The 24130-nt window shown below is 39.9% G+C and carries 21 protein-coding genes; 13 read left to right on the top strand and 8 right to left on the bottom strand.

Annotated elements, in window-relative coordinates; all coding sequences use genetic code 11:
* Positions 1-1664: acyl-CoA dehydrogenase family protein (locus tag QAI40_RS11130; RefSeq protein WP_299978324.1), on the bottom strand; the 1664-nt coding region annotated here is incomplete at its 3' end.
* Between the two features lie 229 nt (positions 1665-1893).
* On the opposite strand from QAI40_RS11130, the gene QAI40_RS11125 reads away from it, so the two are divergent.
* Genes QAI40_RS11125 through QAI40_RS11075 form a run of 11 tightly spaced genes read left to right on the top strand, consistent with a single transcriptional unit; the run spans position 1894 to position 13359 of the window.
* Positions 1894-2643, top strand: coding sequence for a hypothetical protein (locus QAI40_RS11125; protein WP_299978321.1), 750 nt, complete (start codon positions 1894-1896; stop codon positions 2641-2643).
* Positions 2615-3568: a SurA N-terminal domain-containing protein gene (locus QAI40_RS11120; protein WP_299978318.1), complete on the top strand. Its 954-nt coding sequence runs from the start codon at positions 2615-2617 to the stop codon at positions 3566-3568. The genes QAI40_RS11125 and QAI40_RS11120 overlap by 29 nt, the downstream gene beginning before the upstream one ends.
* 32 nt (positions 3569-3600) lie before the next feature.
* Complete coding sequence (gene mgtE, locus QAI40_RS11115) at positions 3601-4965, top strand: magnesium transporter (protein WP_299978315.1); 1365 nt, start codon at positions 3601-3603, stop codon at positions 4963-4965.
* 11 nt (positions 4966-4976) lie between these two features.
* Positions 4977-5756: a DNA repair protein RecO gene (gene recO / locus QAI40_RS11110; protein ID WP_299978312.1), complete on the top strand. Its 780-nt coding sequence runs from the start codon at positions 4977-4979 to the stop codon at positions 5754-5756.
* Positions 5753-6793 (top strand): GHMP family kinase ATP-binding protein, encoded by a 1041-nt coding sequence (locus QAI40_RS11105; RefSeq protein WP_299978309.1) that lies wholly within the window; start codon positions 5753-5755, stop codon positions 6791-6793. Before recO ends, QAI40_RS11105 begins: the two co-directional genes overlap by 4 nt.
* 31 nt (positions 6794-6824) lie before the next feature.
* Entirely contained in the window at positions 6825-7706 is an 882-nt protein-coding gene (glyQ, locus tag QAI40_RS11100) for a glycine--tRNA ligase subunit alpha (protein ID WP_299978307.1), read from the top strand.
* Between the two features lies 1 nt (position 7707).
* A complete protein-coding gene (gene glyS / locus QAI40_RS11095; protein WP_299978304.1) occupies positions 7708-9783 on the top strand; it encodes a glycine--tRNA ligase subunit beta in 2076 nt (691 codons plus the stop codon).
* A 31-nt stretch (positions 9784-9814) separates the two neighbouring features.
* Entirely contained in the window at positions 9815-10072 is a 258-nt protein-coding gene (locus QAI40_RS11090; RefSeq protein WP_299978301.1) for a hypothetical protein, read from the top strand.
* Positions 10041-10808, top strand: a complete 768-nt coding sequence (locus QAI40_RS11085) for a nucleoside phosphorylase (RefSeq protein WP_299978298.1) — start codon at positions 10041-10043, stop codon at positions 10806-10808. The genes QAI40_RS11090 and QAI40_RS11085 overlap by 32 nt, the downstream gene beginning before the upstream one ends.
* The gene (gene ligA, locus QAI40_RS11080; protein WP_299978295.1) at positions 10801-12840 is read left to right on the top strand and encodes an NAD-dependent DNA ligase LigA; all 2040 of its coding nucleotides are present in this window, start codon (positions 10801-10803) and stop codon (positions 12838-12840) included. The genes QAI40_RS11085 and ligA overlap by 8 nt, the downstream gene beginning before the upstream one ends.
* A 24-nt stretch (positions 12841-12864) precedes the next feature.
* The gene (locus QAI40_RS11075; protein ID WP_299978293.1) at positions 12865-13359 is read left to right on the top strand and encodes a PaaI family thioesterase; all 495 of its coding nucleotides are present in this window, start codon (positions 12865-12867) and stop codon (positions 13357-13359) included.
* A 35-nt stretch (positions 13360-13394) separates the two neighbouring features.
* On the opposite strand, the gene QAI40_RS11070 is transcribed toward QAI40_RS11075, so the two are convergent.
* From QAI40_RS11070 to ftsY, 3 genes are all read right to left on the bottom strand, one after another.
* Positions 13395-13811: a YybH family protein gene (locus QAI40_RS11070; RefSeq protein ID WP_299978291.1), complete on the bottom strand. Its 417-nt coding sequence runs from the start codon at positions 13809-13811 to the stop codon at positions 13395-13397.
* A gap of 116 nt (positions 13812-13927) precedes the next feature.
* Positions 13928-14560 (bottom strand): LysE family translocator, encoded by a 633-nt coding sequence (locus QAI40_RS11065; RefSeq protein WP_299978288.1) that lies wholly within the window; start codon positions 14558-14560, stop codon positions 13928-13930.
* Between the two features lie 24 nt (positions 14561-14584).
* A complete protein-coding gene (gene ftsY, locus QAI40_RS11060) occupies positions 14585-15544 on the bottom strand; it encodes a signal recognition particle-docking protein FtsY (protein ID WP_299978285.1) in 960 nt (319 codons plus the stop codon).
* 157 nt (positions 15545-15701) lie between these two features.
* Between ftsY and QAI40_RS11055 the strand changes: the two genes are divergently transcribed.
* Complete coding sequence (locus QAI40_RS11055) at positions 15702-16676, top strand: bile acid:sodium symporter (RefSeq protein WP_299978283.1); 975 nt, start codon at positions 15702-15704, stop codon at positions 16674-16676.
* A gap of 121 nt (positions 16677-16797) precedes the next feature.
* A complete protein-coding gene (locus QAI40_RS11050) occupies positions 16798-18882 on the top strand; it encodes a 6-phosphofructokinase (RefSeq protein WP_299978280.1) in 2085 nt (694 codons plus the stop codon).
* A 56-nt stretch (positions 18883-18938) separates the two neighbouring features.
* Here QAI40_RS11050 and ahbD read toward each other — a convergent pair whose 3' ends face one another.
* From ahbD to QAI40_RS11030, 4 genes are read right to left on the bottom strand one after another with little or no spacing between them, the layout of a single operon-like run.
* Positions 18939-20021 carry a heme b synthase gene (gene ahbD, locus QAI40_RS11045; RefSeq protein WP_304511635.1) on the bottom strand — a complete coding sequence of 361 codons (1083 nt, stop codon included), beginning with the start codon at positions 20019-20021 and terminating at the stop codon, positions 18939-18941.
* The gene (gene hemB, locus QAI40_RS11040) at positions 20021-20995 is read right to left on the bottom strand and encodes a porphobilinogen synthase (RefSeq protein ID WP_299978274.1); all 975 of its coding nucleotides are present in this window, start codon (positions 20993-20995) and stop codon (positions 20021-20023) included. Before hemB ends, ahbD begins: the two co-directional genes overlap by 1 nt.
* The gene (gene ahbC / locus QAI40_RS11035; RefSeq protein ID WP_299978271.1) at positions 20995-22185 is read right to left on the bottom strand and encodes a 12,18-didecarboxysiroheme deacetylase; all 1191 of its coding nucleotides are present in this window, start codon (positions 22183-22185) and stop codon (positions 20995-20997) included. Before ahbC ends, hemB begins: the two co-directional genes overlap by 1 nt.
* Complete coding sequence (locus tag QAI40_RS11030; RefSeq protein WP_299978268.1) at positions 22182-23927, bottom strand: AAA family ATPase; 1746 nt, start codon at positions 23925-23927, stop codon at positions 22182-22184. Before QAI40_RS11030 ends, ahbC begins: the two co-directional genes overlap by 4 nt.
* Positions 23928-24130 lie beyond the last annotated feature (203 nt).

Below are 24130 nucleotides of genomic sequence, written 5' to 3'. Positions count from 1 at the left end.
TGATGTTCCCAGATTCTTGAGAATCTTTCTATATCCTTTACCGGTTTTTTAATCATTTTCTGGCAGTATTCCATCTGGATATCCGAGGTGTCTGTTTTTGAATAGAGTTTTAATGCATACTCTGAAAAGTCCCTGATCATAAAGTCAAAGATTTGTTCCAATAAATCTTCTTCAAATTTATCCATACTAAATTTCTCAATGATGAGCTGCCCATAAGCCACAAGAGTGAACATTTCACCAAGATATAAAAGAAAATCCATGTTCCTGGCCTGGCTTTTATCAGGGGTTGCCGTTAAGAGCATTTCCTGCAATTGCTTTATCTGTTCTTTAAAAATATTGACATTTGGCAGGTTTACGCTGTTGTAAGCAATATTAAAATCATGAAACTGGATTTTTCCAAGGCCTTTGGTGAGTCCCTGGTTAAATAAAAATTCATCACAGACAGCATCATTTCTTCTACCGATTTCAGGGAAATCACCAGGGTTGAAAAAGTAATTGGCCATAAATTTGATAATGAGCGCCATGTTCACATGGACAGTTCCTTCCAGTTTGGGAAGGGCCCTTATATCGGTTGCCGCCATTTCAAAATAGACATCTTTTTCAAAGCCCCTGGCAGCGATCACATCCCATATCAGGTTGATGACAGTCTCTCCCTGGCTGGGGACCTTCATTTTAACCATGGGATTATATAAAAGGTATCTTCGATCATCCTTGGAAGCACTTCTAAAGTAGTCTGAAGCACGCTGGGAAAACAGTTTCATCGCAACAAGCCGTGTATATGCATCAACGAACATCTGTTTGATGTGGGGAAAATCCGTGACCCATTTACCATAAAGATTCCTGGATGCTGCATGGTTCAGACCTTCATAAAATGCATGGGTGCAGATGCCGATGGAGGCCCAGCCAAGGTTGAATTTTCCCACATTAATGGTGTTCAATGCCGAATCCCAGGCATCCTGTCCTGTTGAAAGAATGTCTTCTTCTGCAATAGGATAGCCGTTTAAAGCGTATTCAGCCACATATCCCTCCCAGTCCACCACATTCTGGACAAGATCATAGTTTTCATGTTCAGGATTCACTGCAAAAAAGACATACTCATCCGTTTCAGTATTTTTTCCAAAGGTGGAAACAATACCGGCTATATTAGCATTGCCAATATAATATTTCCCGCCATCAGCCACATATTGTCCTTTGGCCAGAGGGGTTAAAGACATATCAGAAGAATAAAGGTCTGCGCCATGGGTTTTTTCTGACAGGCCAAAGGCAAAGATATGGCCGTCTTTTAATAATTGAGCGGTTTTATTTTTAATAGCTTCATTGGGACTCATCCATATGGGCCCGAGTCCTAAAATAGAGACCTGCCATGTATACCAGTGGGACAGGTTGTAAAACCCCAGAATTTCGTTGAAATCACAGATTCGCCTGGTATCCCACCGGGCATCAGGATTTTCTATGGCATACTTTGAGGGTGTGAGCAGTGTTGAAAAGATCTGGTTTTCTTTTAAAAATTTAATGAAATCTTCATACCAGACCTTTTCATGATAATCTGATTTCAACCTTTTCTTCCCCCGGGTCTCAAAGAAATTAATGGTTTTTTTCATAATTTTTTTTGATCCCGGATCAAGGTGCTCAAACTCTTCTGTTTTCGGGTTGAATAAAGTCATAGGTTTTTCCTTTAGCCTGACGGGTTCATATAATATGGTTAGTACTTGATTTTGTTTGTTCGATATTGATGACACCAGTTTTATTTAGTTTTGTTAATTTACAATTTGAATTTTTCCCTGGATAATTTGCCAAAGTTTGAATTGTCTTGCACAAAGTAAACCGTAGTGCTATTTTTATTAATTTTATTGTAGGGTTATTTTTGAATTAAAACAAGGTCGGGGTAAAGGATTGAAAGGTTTTTTAAAAAAGAGTTTCATCTGCTGGGTTTTTATTGTCGCTCTTTGCCTTATGGGCTGTAGTGAACCTGCAAAGGAAAAGGTATCCCGGTTTTTAATCAAAACACCATTAATGACCATTACCAGTTCAGATTTTTTGGAAGAACTTGATCTGAAAAAAGCTGCATATCCATACAATATTCATGAAAATCCGGCAGAATATAATGAAATGGTGATTCATCTTGTTAAAATGCTTTCAGAAGAGATCATCCTTCTCAGTGCTGCCGCTGATAAGAGCGTTAATGTTACGGATCAGGAAGTCGACTCTGCCGAGGAAGAATTTAAAAAAGATTATCCCGATGACAGCTTTGATCAGATATTGTTAAAAAATGCCATATCATATTCTTTTTGGAAAAAACGATTCAAGAAAAATATGATCATTGATAAGCTCATTGATCAGGAACTTAAAAAAAAGATCGAAATCACATCCCGGGATATTGTGGAGTTTTACAAAAAGCATCATATTGCCGATGATCAGGATCCTGATAATAAGGCATTGGTTTTAAAAAAAATCGAGAATGAACAAGAACTGGTGTCCCGTCTTCGGTTGCAAAAGACTCAAGATCAATACGATGAATGGATACAACAGCTCGGGAAGGATTATCCTGTTGAAATCAATAAGGACAAACTAAAGACTTTTTTACTTGATATTGAAAAAAGAGAGGGAAGTGAGAATGCCACGGATAAAAGCAGTAAAAATTAATTGGATTGTTTTTTCTTTGATTATAATAAGCTTTAGTTTTTGTGGGTCGGTATCAGCAGATGTTATCGACAGGATTGTTGCCATTGTGGATGATGATATTGTTACTTTGGTTCAGCTAAGTAAAGAATCCGCTCCATATATGAAAAATATTGAGTCTTCCGGGTATCCGGATGAAAAGAAAAAAGAGATGATGCAGGACATTAATAAAAAGATACTCACTGCATTGATTGACCAATCATTAACCCGGCAGGAAGCAAAGAAGTATCAGATCAATGTATCTGATACTGAGGTCAATAATGCAGTAGAAAATGTAAAGAAAGCCAAATCACTGAGCCAGGAAGAGTTTGAGTATGCTTTGAAGCAGGAGGGGCTCACTTTAAATGAATATCGTGAAAATGTCAAAAAGCAAATATTACAAGCCAAGTTGATTAACTATTCGGTAAAGTCAAAGGTGATTATAACGGAATCTGATATAAAAAAACGATATGAATCCGATGCTGAAAAATATTCCGGTAAAAAGAAGCATCACTTAAGAAATATCCTTATGGATAATGAGGATGAGATTAAAGAAATTAAAAGGAAACTGGATAAAAAGGAAAATTTTATCACTCTTGCAAAAAATTATTCAATCGCACCCAACGCTTCAGATGGCGGTGACCTTGGAATATTTGACATTAATAATTTTTCTGAAAGTATTAAAAATGGTATATCAAAATTGAATAAAGGCGGATTTACAAATGTGATCTCGACTGCACAGGGATTTCAGATTTTTTACATAGAAGACATTGTTCTGGAAGGTGCCAAAACATTACAGCAAGCCTATGACGAAATTCATGAAATTTTATACCGTGAGCAGGTTGAGAAAAAATTTGAAACCTGGCTTGAATCATTAAAGGAAAAGGCGCATATAAAAATAATGCTTTGATTTGGCTTTAGCCTTATTAAACGGGGAAAATTATGCACAATGAACGGATAAAAATTTTAAATGTCAGTTTAAAAAGACTGTTACGGCGCGGGGCAACCAAACAGTTAGTAAATATTATTAACAAAACCCATATGGCAGATCTTTCCATTGCTTTTAAAGACCTGTCTGCTGATAACCGTCAAAAACTGTTCACGCTCATGCATGATCCTGAACAAATCGGTGATCTCTTTTCCTTGCTGGATGAGACTCTTTTTCTGGAATTTGTAAAAAATGTAGAATTTAATAAGCTTGTGGATATCTTTGATCACATGCCTTCTGATGATGCCGCATCTCTTTTAACCCTTTTAGATGAAGACCTTTCAGATCAAATCCTTTCAAAGATGCAGAAAGAGGAATCCGATAATGTCGAACAGCTGATGAGCTACGGGGAAGACACTGCCGGCAGCCTTATGGTGACTGATTTTATTGCTTTGGAAGAGGAAGTGACGGCTAAACAGGTTATTGAAGCATTACAGAACAAGTATCTGGATGTTGAAATGCCGTTTTATATTTATGTAATTGATGAATATGAAAAACTGGTTGGGGTCAGTTCGTTAAGGCAGTTGGTTGTTGTACATCCGGAAAAACCTTTAAAAGAATTTATGGCAAAAGATCTTGTTACTGTTAAGCCCTATACGGACAGGGAAGAAGTGGCAAGGCTGGTTGCAAGGTATGATTACCTGGCCGTCCCTGTTGTGGATGATGATAACAAGATTGTAGGGATTGTAACAGTTGATGATGTTATTGACATTCTCCATGAAGCTGCCACGGAAGATATGTTGAAAATGGCAGGAGTGGGGGAAGAATACATTGAAACCCAGACAGTATTAAGAGGAACACGAATTCGTCTTCCCTGGCTGTTCGCAAGTTTTTTGGGCGGCGTGGCAGCCTTTTTCATTATAGGGGGATTTGAAGAAAGCCTTGCAAAATTTACAAGTCTGGCTGCGTTTATTCCCGTAATTATGGGGATGGGGGGAAATATCGGCACCCAGAGTTCCACCATCGTAGTCCGGGGTATTGCCACAGGGAGAATTAATCTTCAGGATTTTTCCAAAGTTGTTTCAAAAGAACTTGCAATAGGTTTGATTCTGGGTGTCACATATGGTCTTTTCATCGGAGTTATCGCGAGATTTGCTTTTGCTACAGAGCTGTTTGCTTTGCCGTTGGCATTTGCCGTTGGTCTTGCTATCCTGTCTTCCATGTCCCTTGCAGCGCTTGTGGGCTCCATGGTCCCGCTTATTTTTGAAAGACTCAATATTGATCCTGCCGTTGCGACAGGACCAATTGTCACGACTTCCATCGATATTGTCAGTGTGTATTGCTATTTTATGATAGCAACTCTTCTTTTAGGTCTTTAGAGCTGCTGCATATGCCTGGTTTCACTACAGATGCCATATTGCTGAGAAAGATTGAATATGGTGATCATGATTTTATCATCAGTTTTTTAACTAAATCCAAAGGGAAAATATCGGTAATTGCCAAAAATGCGAAAAAGAGCATTAAACGGTTTTCAGGGGCATTTGATCTTTTTTCTGTTAATCACATTCAATGCACTTTTCCTAAAAAAAAGAAAGATGGTCTGATCATTCTTTCCCAGGCTGATCTTGAAAATGGATTTGCAAATATCCGGTATGATGTATTTAAAACAGCCTATGCAAGTTTTTGGGTTGAGTTGATTCATTTTTGGCTGGAGGAAGATAAAGTTGTGTCCGGCTTGTATGATCTGCTGTTTTTTTCTCTTGATGCGTTAAATGCAGGGATCCTATCCAAAGAAGCGCTAAGCCTTCTTTTTCAGATCAGATTTATGAGTATATCCGGATTTTCTCCTAATATTGAAAATTGTGATATATGTAAAACACCTATTGATTTTATTGAACAAAAAAGTATCAGGTTTGATTTTAAAGAAGGTCGGATCATTTGCCAAAATTGTGTTAAAAGAAGATCGAAATATGGTATGACGGTTTCAAAAGGCACTTTAAAGCAGCTTTTCTGGATAAACAACAGTGATATCAGCAGGGCGGAAAGAATGAAATTTTCAAACTTTGCCATAGAAGAGGGAGAAATGCTATTGGAAGCCTTTATCCCGTTTCATATTGGAAGGGATTTTAAAAGCCTGCAATTTCTTAAACAGATAAGACAGGAAAGATGAATTTAGAAAAAAAACTTGAGCATAATCAAATTCATACTTCAGTCCCCTGTAGGGTGGATTTCGGCGGTACGCTGGATATCAGTACATTGTTCTTGCCATTAAATTTTTTGTCCCCATCAAGTTTTAATATTGCCCTGGATTTAAGAACTGTTGTTTGTCTTTCTCCCTGGCAAAAAGGATATATCAAGGTATCATCAAAGGGATTTGAAAGTGCGGTTTTTCAAAAAGATGACCCCCCATTTAATCATCCCATGGGACTGATGTTTGCTGTGGCAAAGTATTTTGATGCCCATGGCGTTCATATCCACATCGAATCCGGATCACCGCCCAAAAGTGCCCTGGGGGGATCTTCTTCTGCAGCAGTAGCGCTTGTTTCGGCATTCTATAAAGTACTTGATAAATCAATAGATCCTGAACAGATTGCCTGGCTTGCCCATTATATGGAAGCCAGTGTGGCAGGGGTTCCCTGTGGTATGCAGGATCAGCTTGCGGCTGCTTTCGGAGGGGTAAATCAATGGTTCTGGAAAATGGGAAAGATTTCTCCTGAATTTGAACGGATGCCTGTCTTTGAGCATGAAAATGACATTAAGGCCTTTAATTCAAATATACTCGTTTCGTACTGCGGAATTCCTCATGTATCAAAAGATATTAATAAACAATGGGTTGACTCTTTTGTCTGCGGTGAAACAAGGTCGGTTTTTGAAAAAATTGCAGATTTAACAAAAAAATTTTCAAAGGCTGTAAAGAACCAAAATTTCAGGCAGGCAGCCGATTTGATGAACCGGGAAACAAAATTAAGACTTGAAATGACACCTGATGTGCTTGACATTACCGGAAAAAAGTTGTTTGAAAAGGCTGTGGATTGTGGTTGTGGTGCAAGATTCACTGGTGCAGGCGGCGGCGGCTGTCTTTGGGCAGTTGGAGAAGCCGGAGATATTGAAACCTTAAAACCCTTCTGGCAAGACATACTCGGGGCTGTTAAGGATGCAAAGATTCTTGACACAAAAATTGAGAATAAAGGTATTATAATACTTTAACCATAAATTTTTATTGAAAAAGTGGAGCAAAATGAATTTTCAAGATGTAATTTTAAACCTAAACAATTTCTGGGCTCAACGGGGTTGTGTTCTCATACAATCCTATGACATGGAAGTGGGGGCAGGAACCTTTCATCCCACCACACTTTTAAAGGCGCTTGGACCTGAACCATGGAAGGTTGCCTATGTACAGCCGTCAAGACGACCGACAGATGGCCGCTATGGTGAAAATCCCAACCGGCTTCAGCATTATTACCAATATCAGGTGCTCTTAAAACCATCTCCGGCTGATGTTCAGCAATTATACCTGGATTCCATGAAAACCCTTGGTGTTGATCCCCTTGAACATGACATCCGTTTTGTTGAAGATGACTGGGAGTCTCCGACCCTTGGTGCTTCAGGGCTTGGATGGGAAGTCTGGCTGGATGGCATGGAAGTCACCCAGTTTACTTATTTTCAGGTGACAGGAAGCGTGGAAGTAAACCCTGTACCTGTCGAACTGACCTATGGTCTGGAACGTATCTGCATGTATCTACAGGGTGTGGATAATGTATTTGATCTTAAATGGAACGATGAAGTGACTTACAGAGATGTCTATTACAGCCAGGAAGTGGAACAGTCAACCTATAATTTTGAAGTTGCAGATGTGGATATGCTGTTTGATCTGTTTAAAAAATACGAGGCGGAGGCGCATCGGATCATCAAAGAAGGGCTTGTCATCCCCACCTATGAATATTGTTTAAAATGTTCCCATACCTTTAATCTCCTGGATGCACGCGGTGCCATCAGTGTGACGGAAAGGACAGGATATATTAAGCGTATCAGGGATATTGCAAGGGCGTGTTCCAAAGCATATCTCACACAGAGAGAAGAAATGGGGCATCCGTTATTAAAGAATGGGGGGGCAAATTAAAATGAATACACTTTTAATTGAAATTGGCAGTGAAGAGATCCCGGCCGGTTATATTATTCCTGCTTTGGATGCCTTTAAGGAGAAGATCCTTGCATCCCTGGATAAAGCGAGAATTGATCACGGCGAGCCCCGGACATTTGGAACGCCCAGACGTCTTGCATTAATGGTGGAAGATGTCGCAGATACGCAGAATCCGAAAACCTCAACTATCACAGGCCCGCCTGAAAGGGTCGGATTTGACGAGAACGGCAGCCCGACCCTTGCCGCAGAAAAATTTGCCGCTAAGGCAGGAGTGGCGCTTGACCAAATCAAGGTTGAAGATATAAAAAAGGGAAGGTACCTGACCGCAGTCATCGAAGAGAAGTGCGAGTCCACAGTTTTCATTCTTGAAAACATTCTTGAAAAAGAGATTCTATCCATTCCGTTTCCCAAACGTATGCGGTGGGGAGATCTATCCATCAGTTTTGGCCGTCCCATTATTTCTCTGGTGGGGCTTTTGGGGGAAAAAAATCTTGATTTCAAAGTGGGGAATATAAAGTCTTCTTCTTATATTCTGGGACATCAGTTCATGCATCCCGGAGAACAGAAGATTGAATCAGCAGATAAATATGTAGAGATTGCTGAAGCAGCCGGAGTCATTCCGGATATTGAGAAAAGAAAGGCCCTGCTGACAAAGGCCATTGAAAGCTGCGCTAAAGATCATGACTCAAAGATTCTTAAAGATGACGAACTGATCAATATTGTGACAAACCTTGTGGAATCACCATTCCCTGTTGTGGGTAAATTTGATGATGAGTTCCTTGAAGTGCCGGATGAAGTTTTGATCACAGCCATGAGAGAACATCAGAAATATTTTGCCCTGGGAGATGAAAAGGGTAATTTAAAACCGTTGTTCATCGCGGTTAACAATACCAGAGCAAAGGATATGGCGCTTGTGGCAAGAGGTCATGAAAAAGTATTGAGAGCCCGTTTGTCCGATGCAAAATTTTTCTATGAAGTGGATCTTCAATCTTCATTGGATGAGTTTACCCAGAAGCTTAAAAAGGTAACCTTTCAGGAAAAACTGGGAACGGTTTATGATAAAACCCTGCGGATTGGAAGTCTTGCTGAACACCTTGCCGGTGAATCATCCTATAATGATAAGGACGTCTTGAAACTGAAAGTTACAAGGGCGGCTCAAATTTGCAAGTCAGACCTTGTCAGCCAGGTAGTTATTGAATTCACAAAACTTCAGGGCGTTATCGGCAGGACCTATGCACTAAAAGCAGGAGAGAAAGAAGATGTTGCCTTTGCCATTGAGCAACACTACAGACCCGTCCATTCCGGTGGCAAACTGCCTGAAAATCCTACTGCCTGTCTTTTAGCCATTGCAGATAAGATGGATACCATTTGCGGATGTTTTTGCGTTGGATTGATCCCAACCGGCGGTACAGATCCCTATGCACTGCGACGGCAGGGAATTGGTATCATCCAGATAATGCTGGAAGAAAATCTGGTTTTCTCGTTTACTTCAATGATCGATAAAGGGCTTGATGCATATATTGATAATGCGGCTGAAAAAGAAGAGATATCTTTGAAAATCATAGAATTCCTTAAAAATAGAATGGTCAATATTTTAACCGATACGGGCTTTTCAAAAGAAGCGGTTAATTCGGCTTTCCGGGCATCCTTTGATAATATCCCGGATGTTGTTTTAAGGGTTAAGGCGCTGGACTCTTTAAGAAAAGAACCGGATTTTGAACCGCTTTCAATTACGTTTAAACGGGTTGAAAATATTCTTAAAAAAGCAACCACTACAAGCGGGTTATCCGTGGATGAAAGTCTTTTTGAAGACCTTTGTGAAAAAGGATTATTCAGTGCTGTCAATGAGGTCCGTCAAATCGTGGAAGGTTTGATTCAAGAAGGAAACTATGATAAAGCACTCTCGCATATTGCTACTTTAAGACCCAAAGTGGACACTTTTTTTGAGGATGTTATGGTGATGGCTGAGGATACAAAATTAAGACAAAACAGAATTGCTTTGTTATCATCCGTGTCAGGATTATTTAAAAATATTGCAGATTTTTCTATGCTGTAGAACATGAAATTTTACCGTGGGGGAAAGAGGTATGGCAGGATATGATCCTGAAAAGGATAAAAAACTAAAAGAATGGAAAAATGAAGAGACAGGGCTTCTCATTTCGATCCATCAGTATGGGGAAGGAGAACCAAAAGTCCAGTTGGGTCCCAGAATTCTGAAAAAGAAAGATGGGACTGACAGGGCGCCTTCAAAGGCAGGAAGGCTTTCTATTGAAGACATTGCATGGGTTTATGAGATCATAGATGAGGTGAAGGATGAATTATCCGACCTGGTCGGACCTGGATAATGAATCCATAGTACCTCCACTTGGGGCACGGCGAGCGCCTGATATCGGTTCTGTGGCTGTGATGGTGAGTTGTGAGCCCGATATTAAGCTCATAAAATTAAATGCCGTAAACCCTGAGACAGCACCTTTTTTTATGAGTACCCTTATGACACCAGATATCTGTGATAAGGGTATTTCTATTGCCGGACCTTTTATCGGTGCTCCTTATGCTGCAATGCTTTTAGAGTCTTTAATTGCGAAAGGAGCTGATAAAATAATTGTCATTGGCTGGTGCGGGGCTGTGACGGATCAGTTAGAGGTAGGAGATATTATTCTTCCCGCCAAGGCCCTTGTGGATGAGGGAACATCCTGCAATTACAAAGTTCTGGACAGCGATATCCCTAGTTCAACCCCTGATTTGAATTTAACGGATCAATTGTCAGATCACTTGACAGATAGTGAAATTGGTTTCCAAAGAGCAATCATCTGGACCACGGATGCCATTTACAGGGAGACGGAAAATAAAGTGGCGCATTTCAGGAAACTTGGGGCTCAGGCAGTTGAAATGGAATGTTCAGCTCTTTTTTCAGTTGCCCAATATCGAAACGTCCAAATTGCAGGACTCCTTGTCGTGTCTGACAGTGTGGCATCAAAAGACTGGGATCACGGATTCAGGAAAAAACGCTTTAAACTGGCACGGCAGAAAGCATGTGAATCAGTGATAGCCTTTGCTGAAAAATTGTGTGAAAATGAATGACCAAAATACAGACCAGATAAAAAAAGAAGCCAGAAGACTTCAAAAGGAATTGACAGGGCACAGCTATCAATATCATGTCCTGGATGATCCTGTGATTTCAGATGTTGAGTATGACATGATGCTCAAACGTCTCATTGAAATAGAAGAAGAATTTCCTCAATTTTCAACTCCTGATTCGCCGACAAAAAGAGTGGGGGCCCCGCCTTTAACCGGCTTTCAGCAAGCCATTCATTCAATTCCCATGTTAAGTCTTGATAATGCCTTTAATGATCAGGATGTTTTGGATTTTTATAAAAGAAGTGTTAAGAATTTAAATCGAGAGGATATCTTATATGCGGCTGAACCCAAGCTGGATGGGGTTGCGGTTGAATTAAAATATGAAAACGGAACACTTGTACAGGCAACCACCCGGGGGGATGGCGTCACTGGTGAAGTGATCACCCAAAATGTCAGGACCATCAGGTCTGTTCCCTTAAAATTACATGAGGTAAAAATGAGAGCGCCTTCCCTGCTTGAAGTCAGGGGAGAGATCATCATCAAGCGTACTGATTTCGATCGTCTGAACAAAATCCGCCTTGAACATGGAGAAAACGTTTTTGCCAACCCGAGAAATGCAGCAGCCGGCTCTTTACGGCAATTGGATTCTAAAATAACAGCATCCCGTCCTCTGGATATATTTGTCTATGGCACAGGCTTTGTACAGGGGATTTCTTTTCAAAGCCAGTCACTGATGCTCGATACACTCAAAGATTTTGGTTTTCCAGTGAATTCGCATATAAAGTCAGGGCTGACCATAGACGGGGTTTTAAAATTCTATAAGGAACTTGAAGCACTGAGGGATAGCCTTTCCTATGAAATTGACGGCATGGTGATCAAGGTCGATGATATTTTCTTGCAACAGCAATTGGGTGAAAAAATTAAAAGTCCGAGATGGGCCATTGCCTATAAATTTCCTGCCATGCAGAAGACTACAACCATAAAGGATATTATTGTTCAGGTCGGGCGGACAGGAACCTTAACCCCTGTTGCCATACTGGAAGGCGTCAATATTGGCGGAGCCATGGTCTCAAGGGCAACCTTGCACAATGAAGATGAAATAAAAAGAAAAGATATCCGGATTGGTGATAAGGCTTTGGTAATGAGGGCAGGGGATGTCATACCAAAGGTGGTGAAAATCATCGAATCAGAAAGAAAGGGGGATGAAGTCCCTTTTGAAATGCCGGTTCATTGTCCGGTCTGCAAAAGTAAAATCGAAAAAGTTAAACTGGATAAGTCCATAATCAATAAGTGTGTCAATGCATCCTGCCAGGCCCAGTTAAAAGAGAGGATCAAGCATTTTGTTTCAAAAAAAGCGTTTGACATAGACGGACTTGGAAAAAAGATCGTCGTTCAATTGGTGGATGAAGGCATGCTAAAATCATTTGCAGATGTTTTTTTTCTGGAAAAAGAGAAATTGGCCTGTCTTGACCGGATGGCTCAAAAATCTGCAACCAACCTTACCCGGTCAATAGAGAAATCAAAGAATATTTCTTTAAGACGCTTTGTTTATGCACTGGGGATTGATCATACAGGAGAAAATGCAGCCAAACTGATCTCAGAAAGATTTTCCACGCTTAAGGATATCATGGAAACATCTGAAGAAGTTTTAGAAGAAATCAATGGAATCGGCCCGGAAACAGCATCTGCGGTTTGCAAATTCTTTTCTAATTTTGAAAATAAGACGATTCTCGAAGATATCATTTATTCAGGTGTCATTATCACCAACGATCAACCTGTCATTGCTGAATCCCACGATAACCCGTTTAACAATAAACGAATCGTGCTGACCGGTACATTGCAGAGTATGCCTCGCAGTGAGGCCAAAAAACAACTTGAAAAGCTCGGCGCCAGTGTTACGTCAAGTATCAGTTCGAAAACCGACTTTCTCATTGCTGGAGAAAATGCAGGCTCCAAGCTTGAAAAAGCGCAAACCCTTGGGGTTGAAATAATGGATGAAAATTGGTTTGCTGCCTTGCTTAAAAAACTTGTATAAGGAAAACCGTTGCCGGAGAAAAAGATGAATACAAAAGAATGGGAGAAAATCCCCAATGTGGATACGAATTGTTTTGGGTGCGGTTCTGAAAATCATCGTGGGCTTAAGATGACCTTTGAAAGCAATGGAGAAAAACTTCGGTCCATTGTTACTGTGCCGGACCATTTAAGAGGGTGGAGCAATATTGTACACGGAGGGGTGCTGTCTACCATATGTGATGAAATTATGGGGTGGGCTGCCATCTATCTTTCAAAACGGTTTATCCTGACAAAAACCATGAGCACTTCTTTTTTAATGCCTGTTATCATCGGATCAAGGCTTGAAATTTTTGGGTATATTAAAGAACGGATCGATGAACGAAATGCCATAATGGCTGGAGAAATCTATAATGAAAAAGGCCGGCTGTGTACAATGAGTACGGGTGAATTTGCTCTTTTTACATCGGATAATTTTAAAAAGCTTAATATCGTACCCGATGATTTCCTTGATAAAATGACAGGTATGTTTGACAAGCGTTAAATGGAAAGCAGAGAATATGATCGTGCCCGGACAATCTATAAATGCAGAGGCAGTCTCTTGTTATCAATCTCAACTGTTGTTTTCGTATAAGTCAGCTTATTAATAATTTTTCCATCTTTAAAGTGAATCACATCCACGCCTTTTCTGATTTCAGATTTGTCTTCAAAACCCGGTTCAGTCGAAGGCCACTCAAGAATCCATCTATAGAGAACCTTTTGGTGCAGTTCATCAATAAAAGTTTCTTCTTCCAGGAACCTGAAGTCACCATGATTGTCAAACCAGGGTTCCCAGGCATTTCTAAGTGCTTTTATGCCCTTAATATAAGCACCGGTCCAGTTTTCAAAAAAGATATCATTGTGGAAAAATGTCATTACCTTATCAAGGTCATGCTTTTCCCAGGCAAGGTTCCATTCTTTTAACAACGTTTTTATTTCTTTTTGTGAAAGTTTCATTATCTCCTCCCCATAACATTGGTTAAGTGTATTGCCATAATATCTTAACAGATTGACTTCTGGTTCATTCCAGGGTCATCATCATAGGGTCATTATCGTACGATTAATTTAAATAATCAATCATTATCAAAGCCGAGTTTTAATCCAAATCCAATAAAAATCATACCGGAAAGTCTCTGTAATAAGATTCCCACTATTTTGTTATTTCTTAATGTATTTGTCATTAATGCGGCGGTCAATGATAGAAAAAGACACCAAATCGTTCCGGTTACAAGGAAAGTGCCCCCCAGAATGAGAAAAGGTATTGGGCCGTTTACATGATTTGGATTAATGAATTGAGGTAAAAAAGAGAGAAAAAATAACCCTACCTTAGGGTTTAAAACATTGGTGAGCACTCCTTGCTTGTATGTTTTCACAAGATCCCTAACCGCATATTCAGATTGAGAAATTTCAAATGCTTTGTTTTTTTCCAAAAGTGTTTTTATGCCAAGATAAATCAGATAGATTGCTCCGGTCCATTTAACCAGCATAAAAATAAAAGCAGAGCTTGATAAAATCAGAGACAATCCAAATGCTGCACAAAGGACATGGACAATACAACCGGACATAATCCCGGCAACTGATACCAGCCCTACAGTTCTCCCCTGGGAAACGCTTCTGGTCAGTATATACATGGTATCAACACCCGGTGTCAGGGTGAGAATAATTGCGGCAAGAATAAATCCCAGGTAATTTTCGATTCCAAACATTGTCAGAGTAATCCCTATGATGCTTTAATCAAATAATGCGTTAATAAAGAGTTTTGAATCAAAATCCTGAAGATCTTCAATTTTTTCTCCCACACCAATATATTTTATCGGCAGATTCATAGTGCTTGCAATAGCGGCAACAATACCACCTTTGGCAGTTCCGTCAAGTTTTGTCAAAGCAATCTGGGTAAGTTCAACGGCTTCATTAAACAGGTTTGCCTGGGAAATTGCATTTTGCCCGGTTGTCGCATCTAAAACCATTAATACCTCATGGGGAGCACCGGGCAGCTTTTTATTAATAGACCGCTTTATTTTTTTAAGCTCTTCCATTAGATTTTTTTGGGTATGAAGCCTGCCGGCCGTATCAATTAATACAATGTCAATATCCCTGGCAAGAGATGCTTCAACAGAATCATAGGCAACGGCTGCCGGATCAGAGCCTTCTTTATGTTTGACAATAGATGCATTGGATCGATTTGCCCAGATCTCGACTTGTTCAATTGCGGCCGCTCTGAATGTATCTGATGCGGCAATGAGCACTTTTTTCCCCTGGGATGTGAACTTCATGGCAAGTTTTCCCAACGTGGTGGTTTTGCCGGTTCCATTGACGCCAACTACCATTATAACATGGGGTTTTGTAATCGCTTTTTCTTTTGTGGTATCATTATTTTTTGGGAACAGTCCGATCAATTCTTCTTTTAACACCTGTTTGAGTTCATCTGCATTGGAAAGTTTTTTAGCCTTTTTCTTTATTCTTTCCATCATTTCCATGGTTACATCAATTCCAAGATCTGATGTAATCAACAGTTCTTCCAACTCTTCAAAAAGCGCTTCATCAATCGCCTTACTGGAAACAAAAAGGTCATTAACATCAGTGGTTAATACCTGCCTTGTTTTTGACAGCCCACTTTTCAGCCTTGAAAAGATTCCTGTTCCCTGCTCTTTCTTTTCAGAAGTCTTTTTTTTAAATATATTAAACCCCAATTTTACTCACTCCTTGAATTCTATTTTGTTTGTATGATCTTTTACATTTTTCTTGAACCAGAATCAAGGAGTGTGAGTGAAAATTTGAACGAAATATTGACTCAAGCCGTAATGTGTCATAGATATCCCTATTAATTTTAATTATTGAGAGATATGTATGATACAAAAAGTTAAAAAACAATGGTTTTTACTCAGTCTTGTTCTCACTTTTGCAGTGGTCATCTTAGACCAGTCAAACACCCTGGCAAAAATCGGGATTGTTCTAAAGGATAACCATGGTCCTGAAATCATGATATTTTTGATCTTTATTATTTCAGGTCTTTTGATAGAAAGTGATCAGATAAGGGCTGGGATTAAAGATATTAAATCAACGCTTTTGTCATTGTCAGTCATTATTGTTTTTTCACCAATCGCAGCCGGCTTGCTTTGTCTTCTCCCTCTTGAAACCGGGGTGGTCATTGGACTTTTTATTGTGGCCGTAATGCCCACAACGCTGTCTTCCGGGATTGTGATGACAGGAGTTGCAGGTGGAAATATGGCCCATGCTCTTTTTGTGACGGTTTTATCGAATTTTATCGGTATCTTCTCCATTCCTGTAATACTTTCGGTCCTTTTGTCATTCCAAAACATGGAAAAAGAACTGGGAATCGATCAGAGCGCCATTCTCATTAAATTGATCCTGCTTGTTCTTTTCCCCCTGCTGATCGGGATAGTGGTGAGGGCTATGGTTTTTAAAGAAAATCAGTTGAGAAAATTCAAGTTGCAGATCATTAATCAGTGGATGATTATCGGTATTGTCTTTATTTCCCTTGCAGGGGCAAAGCAGGTGCTTTTGGGAGAAGGCGCGGCTTTTTTTTATATAGTGGTTCTTGTCAGTGCTTTCCACTTAATGCTTTTGGGATTTTCTTTTTTATTGGTGAAACTTTTTAGTGTAAAAAAAGGTAGCAGGGAAAGTGTTATTTTTATGGGCTCACAGAAGACCCTGGCCTTATCAGCCATGATCCAGGTAACTTATTTTGATGAATTTGGAATTGCTTTACTTGTTTGTGTTGTTCATCATATTGTTCATTTAATGATGGATGGATATTTGAGTACAAAAATGAACATTGGCCTTTCAGCCGAAAATCAATAATGAGGCTTTACTTTCTATCCATCTGTGGTTAAAAATAGAATATTATCGTTTAACCAGGTCAAAGTAAAAGGAAGAAATTTAGGTTTTAGTCAATTGATTTGAATGGATAACAGGAGCGGATATGGAGAATCAGAGTTGTAAATCACTTGAATTTTTATTAAATCATCCTAAAACAGGTCATGTGACCTCGAATGTAAATACTGAAACCATTGAAAGACGGTCCTTTTCTCCAAAGAAAATTAAGATTTTTTCTTCAAAATATACAAATATCAAAGATTGTCCGGAATATAAATTCAGCAATAACAAGGAAGCAGAAAGATTGCTTCCTGATATTAATAATAATATTGTTCAAAAGATTATTCCCGGGGAGGGAAAGACCGAAAAAGCCAAACAGGCATTTAAGATACGCCGGAATATTGGTGTGCTTTTTTCAGGAGGACCTGCACCTGGCGGTCATAATGTGGTTGCAGGGCTTTATGATGAGGTGAAAAAGTATAATTCAGAATCTAGAGTATTTGGATTTCTTTCAGGGCCTGACGGTTTGCTTGAATCAAAATATATTGAAATAACCCAGAGCCTTGTGGATGCATATCGGAATTTGGGTGGGTTTTCCATGATCAAGACCGGGAGAACCAAAATCGATTCCAAAAATAAAATGGAATTATCGTTAAAAACTTGCATGGACCTTGAACTTGACGCCCTGGTGGTGATCGGAGGGGATGATTCAAATACAAATGCGGTTTTTCTTGCTCAGCGGTTTAAAAGTGCCGGCATTAAGGTCATTGGTGTGCCAAAAACCATTGACGGCGACATACAGGTAAAAACTGATGACAAAGAAACACTTTGTGCCATATCATTCGGATTTCATACTGCAGCAAGGGCATTTTCACAAAATATCAGTAACCTTACTTCCGATGCCAGTTCAGACATTAAATACTGGCATGTTTGTAAAGTAATGGGAAGAGTCGCAAGTCACCTGACACTGGAATGTGCTTTCCAAACCCATGCCAACCTTTCTTTTATTGGTGAAGAGCTGGCCGATTATACTGATCATCATAGAATTGAAAAAGCCAAAAAAAAAGGAACAATTGATTACACGGCATATGGCATGACATTGCGCCATTTGTCCAGGTTAATATGTGATACCATTGTTCGAAGAGCTGCAAACGGAAAAAATTTCGGCGTAATGATTGTTCCGGAAGGTATTCTTGAGTTTATAAATGAAATCCAGGTATTTATTATCAAATTGAATGCTATTATTGCGGATTATAACCTCACTCATGACATTGATTTCCACACCTCATTTCCAACATTAAATGCCAAACTTGAATACTTAAGGCGACTGACCCGGGGTATGGGAGACAGAGACAAATTTTCCATCTGGAATTTAAGGGATGATGATTTATTTAACCAGCTGCCGGCATTTTTTCGAGAAGGCCTGCTAATGGAAAGAGATACCCATGGCAATTTTCAATTTTCCCAGGTAAAAACTGAAGATATTATCATGGATATGGTCAAAGAATATCTAACCATTTTAAAGGAACAGGGAAAATACAAAATCGGTATTGAAAGATCCTATTACGAATCAACCATGAAAAACTCTAAATTTATTCCAGATAAAATTGCGAAGGTCTTATTTAATAATCCTGAAGATAAATATATGTTAATTAAAGAATCCATCATTTCCCTGAAAACATTGAAGCAGGTATTAATCAATACTGAGGTGATCAATCAGAATGACAATATACCGGAACCTATTGCCCAGATATTTAAAAAATCTGATCCCAAATTTAAAACGCAGATCCATTTTTACGGATATGATGGCCGGGGGTCTGATCCAACATATTTTGACTGTAATTATACCTACAACCTTGGTCTTACATCATTCCATCTCATCGCAAATGGCGCAACAGGACAAATGGCTGCTATCAAGAATCTTGAGAAAAAATTTGATAAGTGGGAACCCATCGGTATCCCCATTACAAAATTGATGCGTCTTGAGGAAAGAAAAGGAAAGCTGGAGCTTGTGATTGAAAAAAGCCTGGTGGATTTAGATTCAAATGCCTTCAGAGTTTTTAAAGCCTTAAGGGATGGATGGATGGCAGCTGACGGGAACCCGGACCGATACAGACGTCCTGGACCGGTGCGCTTTGCGGGAATTGCAGAGGAAGACCGACCCATTACATTAATGCTCAACTCCATTTGATAAGATGTACAAAAAAGAGGCTGGGAACTTCTTGAATCAAACGAGTTAAATCAAATTTATTTGGTTATTACCGGCTGATAGGAACATAACGGTTCTTCTGAAAGATAATTTCCTGTCGCTTCATAGGCGCGGGCCCGGCATCCGCCACAAACTCTTTTAAACTCACAAATACCGCATTTGCTTTCAAGATTATTAAAATCTCTGAGCGTGTTAAAAACTTGAGAATTTTCCCAGACATCTTTAAATGTTTGTTGGGTAATGTCACCACATTCCACATCAAGGAATCCGCACGTTTGAACTCTTCCCACATGGGAAATAAAACAAAATCCTGTTCCGGCAAGACACCCTCGCGTAACGGCATCAAGTCCATGGGTTTCAAAACTTATTTTTTTACCGTCTTTTTTGGCTCGCTGCCGTAATATTCTATAATAGTGCGGTGCACAGGTCGCCTTAAGCTGTAGACTTGTTTTTTGACTTTGATCATAAAACCAGTTCAAGGTTTCTTCGTACTCTTTTGCATTGATTTCGCTGTCTACAATATATTTTCCCCGGCCTGTAGGGACAAGAAGAAAAATATGATGGGCGACTGCCCCCAGATTTTCTGCAAGATTTAGAATTTTAGGTATTTGATCCAGATTGGTTTTTGTTATGACGGTGTTGATTTGAAATTCAATGCCGGCTTGTTTGGCAATCTTAATGCCCCGAATTGAATTTTCAAAGGCATTTTCAAGTCCCCTGAAGGCATCATGGGTTTCAGGGGTTGAACCGTCAAGGCTGACACTGATTCTTTTTATGCCCGATGCTTTCATTTTTTTGGCATTGTCTTCAGTGATCAAAGTCCCATTGGGTGCCATGACCATGCGAAGCCCTAATTTTGTACCAAATGCTGCAATATCAAAAATATCTTCCCTTAAAAGGGGTTCTCCGCCGGTGAGGATAATAATGGGATCACCAACCTCTTTGATTTGTTCCAATAATCTAAAGGAAGCCCGGGTATCCAACTCATTATCATAAGAATGATCTTCTGCGACAGCCCGGCAGTGCTTGCAGGCAAGGTTGCACCTTCGTGTGGTCTCCCAGGCAACCAGGCGAAGGGTGTTGGCAGAAGGTTTCTCACCCTGCCCGTGGGGATGGTTCATTATTTGTTTAACTCCCTTGCAGCGTCAATAGCGGAATATGTCAGGATTAAATCAGCTCCGGCTCTTTTAATGGATAAAAGTGTTTCCATGATGAGATCATTTGCATTGACCCAGCCCATCATTTCTCCGGCTTTCATAATTGAATATTCACCACTGACATTGTAGGCCGCAATGGGCAGATCTATCTCTTCTTTCAACCGATAGATAATATCCAGGTAGGAAAGAGCCGGTTTTACCATGATAATATCCGCACCTTCCTCAACATCCATAATGGCTTCCCTGATGGCTTCATTGGAATTGGCAGGGTCCATCTGATAGGTTTTCCTGTCACCAAATTGCGGTGCCGACTCTGCTGCCTGCCTGAACGGGCCGTAGAATGCCGAACTGTATTTGACTGCATAGGACATCACAGGAATATGAGAAAAACCCTCTTCATCAAGGGTTTGTCTGATTTCACCAACCCTGCCGTCCATCATATCCGAGGGCGCTACCATATCTGCACCAGCCCTGGCATGGGATAGGGCAGTTTTCGCAAGAAGGTCAAGGGATGCATCATTATCAATAATGCCATTCTCCACAACTCCGCAGTGCCCGTGGTCCATATACCCGCAAAGGCAGACATCGGTTATAATAGAAATGTCCGGAACCTTTTCTTTAACCGCTTGAATGGCTTTTTGAACAATAGAGTCCGAGGCATAGGCCCTTGTTGCCAAAGCATCTTTTTTGTCAGGGATACCGAATAAAATGATGGCAGGAACACCCGCATCACAGGCTTCCTTGGCTTTTTTGACAATATGATCACAGGAGAGTTGAAAATGACCTGGCATGGATTCAATGGGTTTTTTTACAGAATTACCCTCTATGGCAAATAAAGGAAGAATCAAATCATCACAGGAAAGCTTTGTTTCCCGTATCATTCTTCTAAAATTTTTACTTGCTCTTAATCTTCGTCCACGAAAATCCGGAAAAAGCATTATGAAACCTCCTTTTTGATCTCTTCATCTGTCAGGTAACAAGCCGGATCACTGTCCCATGGATCATTGGCAACAGATTCTGCTCTGGCCCTGAAGTTACCGCCGCAAATATCAAGCCATTTGCATTGGGCGCATCTGCCTTTAACATGTTTTTTCTTTTCTTTGAGCTTCATTAAAAATTTATTGTTAACATTTGTCCAGATTTTGGAGAAAGGCTTGTCCTTGATGTTACCAAGACTCTTTTCCCGCCAGAATTGATCCGGGTGGACCTCACCATCCCAGGAAATACATCCTATACCACGGCCTGAATTGTTGCCTTCATTCATTTCAAGAAGTTCAAGAACTTCAGCCGCCCTTTCGGGGTCCTCGTCCAGAAGCCTTTGGTAAATGTAAGGGCCGTCAGCATGATTATCCACGGTGAGAACTTCTTTTGGTAAGTTCCGGTCATGGAGATCTTTTGTTCTGTCCATGATAAGATCAAGAATTTTGCGGGTCTCCTCATGGGAGAGGTCTTCCTTGGCAATTTCAGAGCCCCTGCCGGAATATACCAGGTGATAAAAACAGGCTCTGGGGATATTTTTTTCTTCAAGAAGGTCAAAAATACCCGGAATATCTTTTACATTTCTTTTATTGATGGTAAATCGCAATCCCACTTTGATACCGGCTTCCTGACAGTTTTCGATGGCTGCCATGGCCTTTTTATAGGAGCCTTTAACCCCTCTGAATTTATCATGGGTCTCTTCCAGGCCGTCAAGGCTGATACCCACATAAGAAAGTCCGATCTCTTTGAATATTTTAGCTTTCTCTTTGGTGATAAGGGTACCATTAGTGGAAATAACCGCTCTCATCCCCTTGCTGACGGCATATTGTGCATACTCCACAAGTCTTGGATGTACAGTCGGTTCCCCGCCCGAAAATAAAAGGACCGGCACACCAAAGCTGGCCAGGTCATCAATCATGGCAATGCTTTGTTCATGGGTAAGCTCGTTGTCATAGGAAATGTCTTCTGATCTGGCATAGCAGTGAACACATTTAAGATTACAACGTCTTGTCATATTCCAGACCACCACGGGCTTTTTATCTTTGGAGAATTGTAAAAGATGGGAGGGCAACTGCCCTGATTGTCTTGAGTATCTTAATGCGTCTGATGGTTCTACTGTTGCACAATAAAGCTTTGAAATTCCAATCATGTTATCTCTTTCCTGATAAGATCATTAAGGTAGGTTTCATGGTCTATTAGAGCAGTTTTAGACAGAAAAAACCTGTTTTTTCCTGTTTTTTCTCGAATCAGATTAAATCCGTCATAGTAGCTGTCATAGATTTTTGATAATATTTCTTTAATAGTCGCATTATGGTTGGTAAATTGTTCAATCAGAAAATCAATGGCATCTTCTTCAAAAACAATGTTTAAGTTATAACTTTTTGATACTTCAACTTCAATTTCTTTGATTGAATCGTGGACTTGTTTTATTTTTTTCACTGCATCTTCAATTTCCATGACATTATTGCAGAAATAAAGAGCCACCATATTGCATCGGATTTGTGAAAGAGTCAGTCCATAGCGGATGGAGAAGGTTTTCCAATTGTCTTTTATATAGTTTGAAATATATGCTTTATGATCAAGAAAAGCTTTTTCATAAAGATTATTCCATTTTAAAGAATTTTGTTTTGATAAAATATCTTCAAGATGGCCTTTCGGATCTTCCAGGACTTCTTTTGTTACGGTAAATTTTAAAAAATCCTGTGACGGAAGTTTTTCTTCAAAATCAAGCAAAGCTTCTTCAATCACACTGACAAGCCCTCGGGCTCCGGTGTTCTCTTTATACGCCCGGTTTGCAAGAATTTTTAATGCGTCATCTGTAAAAACAATCTTTATACCATAGGCGTTAAAGTCCAGCCTCTTGCTTAATATAACCGGATTGTTGGGCATCTTCAAAATTGAGTAGAGGTCTTCTTGATCAAGCGTCTCAAGAACACATCGGATAGGAAGCCTTCCGATGAATTCAGATTCAAAGCCAAACTTCACCAGATCTTCAGCTTTGGTCTGTTTTAACACCTCATCTTCTTTTTGGGATTTTACAAGCTTTGAACCAAACCCGATATTTTGTTTTGACAGCCGTCTTCTGATAACATTTGACAGCTCTGAGAATGCACCACTGACGATGAAAAGGATATTGGCGGTATTTACACTCCGTTTGGACCGTTTGCCGGTTCTCTGATAGGATTCTAATTCCTGCATCATAGATACGGGGTCATGGGGAACTTTCAAGTCAACATCGGTTTCTTCCATGGGTTTTAAAAGAGCCCTCTGAACGCCTGTCCTTGATACCTGGGCACCAATTACATTGGGACTTGCTGCAATTTTATCAATTTCATCAATGTAAACGATACCGCACTGGGCAAGTTCAATGTCATCATTGGCTTCTTTCACCAGATCCCGGATTAAATCTTCTACATCCCCGCCAACATAGCCGGTTTCGGAAAATTTAGTGGCATCCGCCTTTACAAAAGGAACCCCTATTTTTTTTGCAATCAGCTTAATCAGATATGTTTTTCCGATTCCGGTAGGACCGAACATTAAAATATTGGATTTAATATTACCGGTGATTTTTGACATACCTTCACCTGTGGTTTGAGAATGCCTGATCCGGTTAAAGTGGGTGCATATTTTTGTTGACAGAACTGATTTTGCTTTTGCTTGTTTTACGACATACTGATCAAGATAAGCAATAAGCTCCTGGGGTTTGATGTTAAAATTGATAAGTCCTTTCTTGCCTTTTGAAGGAGACTTGCCTGAAATTGATTCCTGATGGGGAAGAACGGAAGGAGTGATAATTTTAACGTTGCCGCCAAATTTTTTATTTAAAAATTCACCCAGTTCTTTTTCTATTTTTTTGGAATCTTGAGATTTCGCATTTTTTATTTTTTTCATAATAGACTAAATATAAACAAGGTTAGAAATAATTCAAGATTGATCAGGCTTCTTAAGTGTTTTTTTTATAAAGTTCACATGATAAAATTAAAAAAGCCACGAACAATTATTGTCCGCGACTTGTATGTTTTGTGGTGCCGAAGGGGAGATTTGAACTCCCACGGGTCGCCCCACACGCCCCTCAAGCGTGCGTGTCTACCTAT

This window comes from Desulfobacula sp., assembly GCF_030611305.1.
Lineage (GTDB): Bacteria > Desulfobacterota > Desulfobacteria > Desulfobacterales > Desulfobacteraceae > Desulfobacula.
This window is presented reverse-complemented; position numbering and strand designations above follow the sequence as displayed.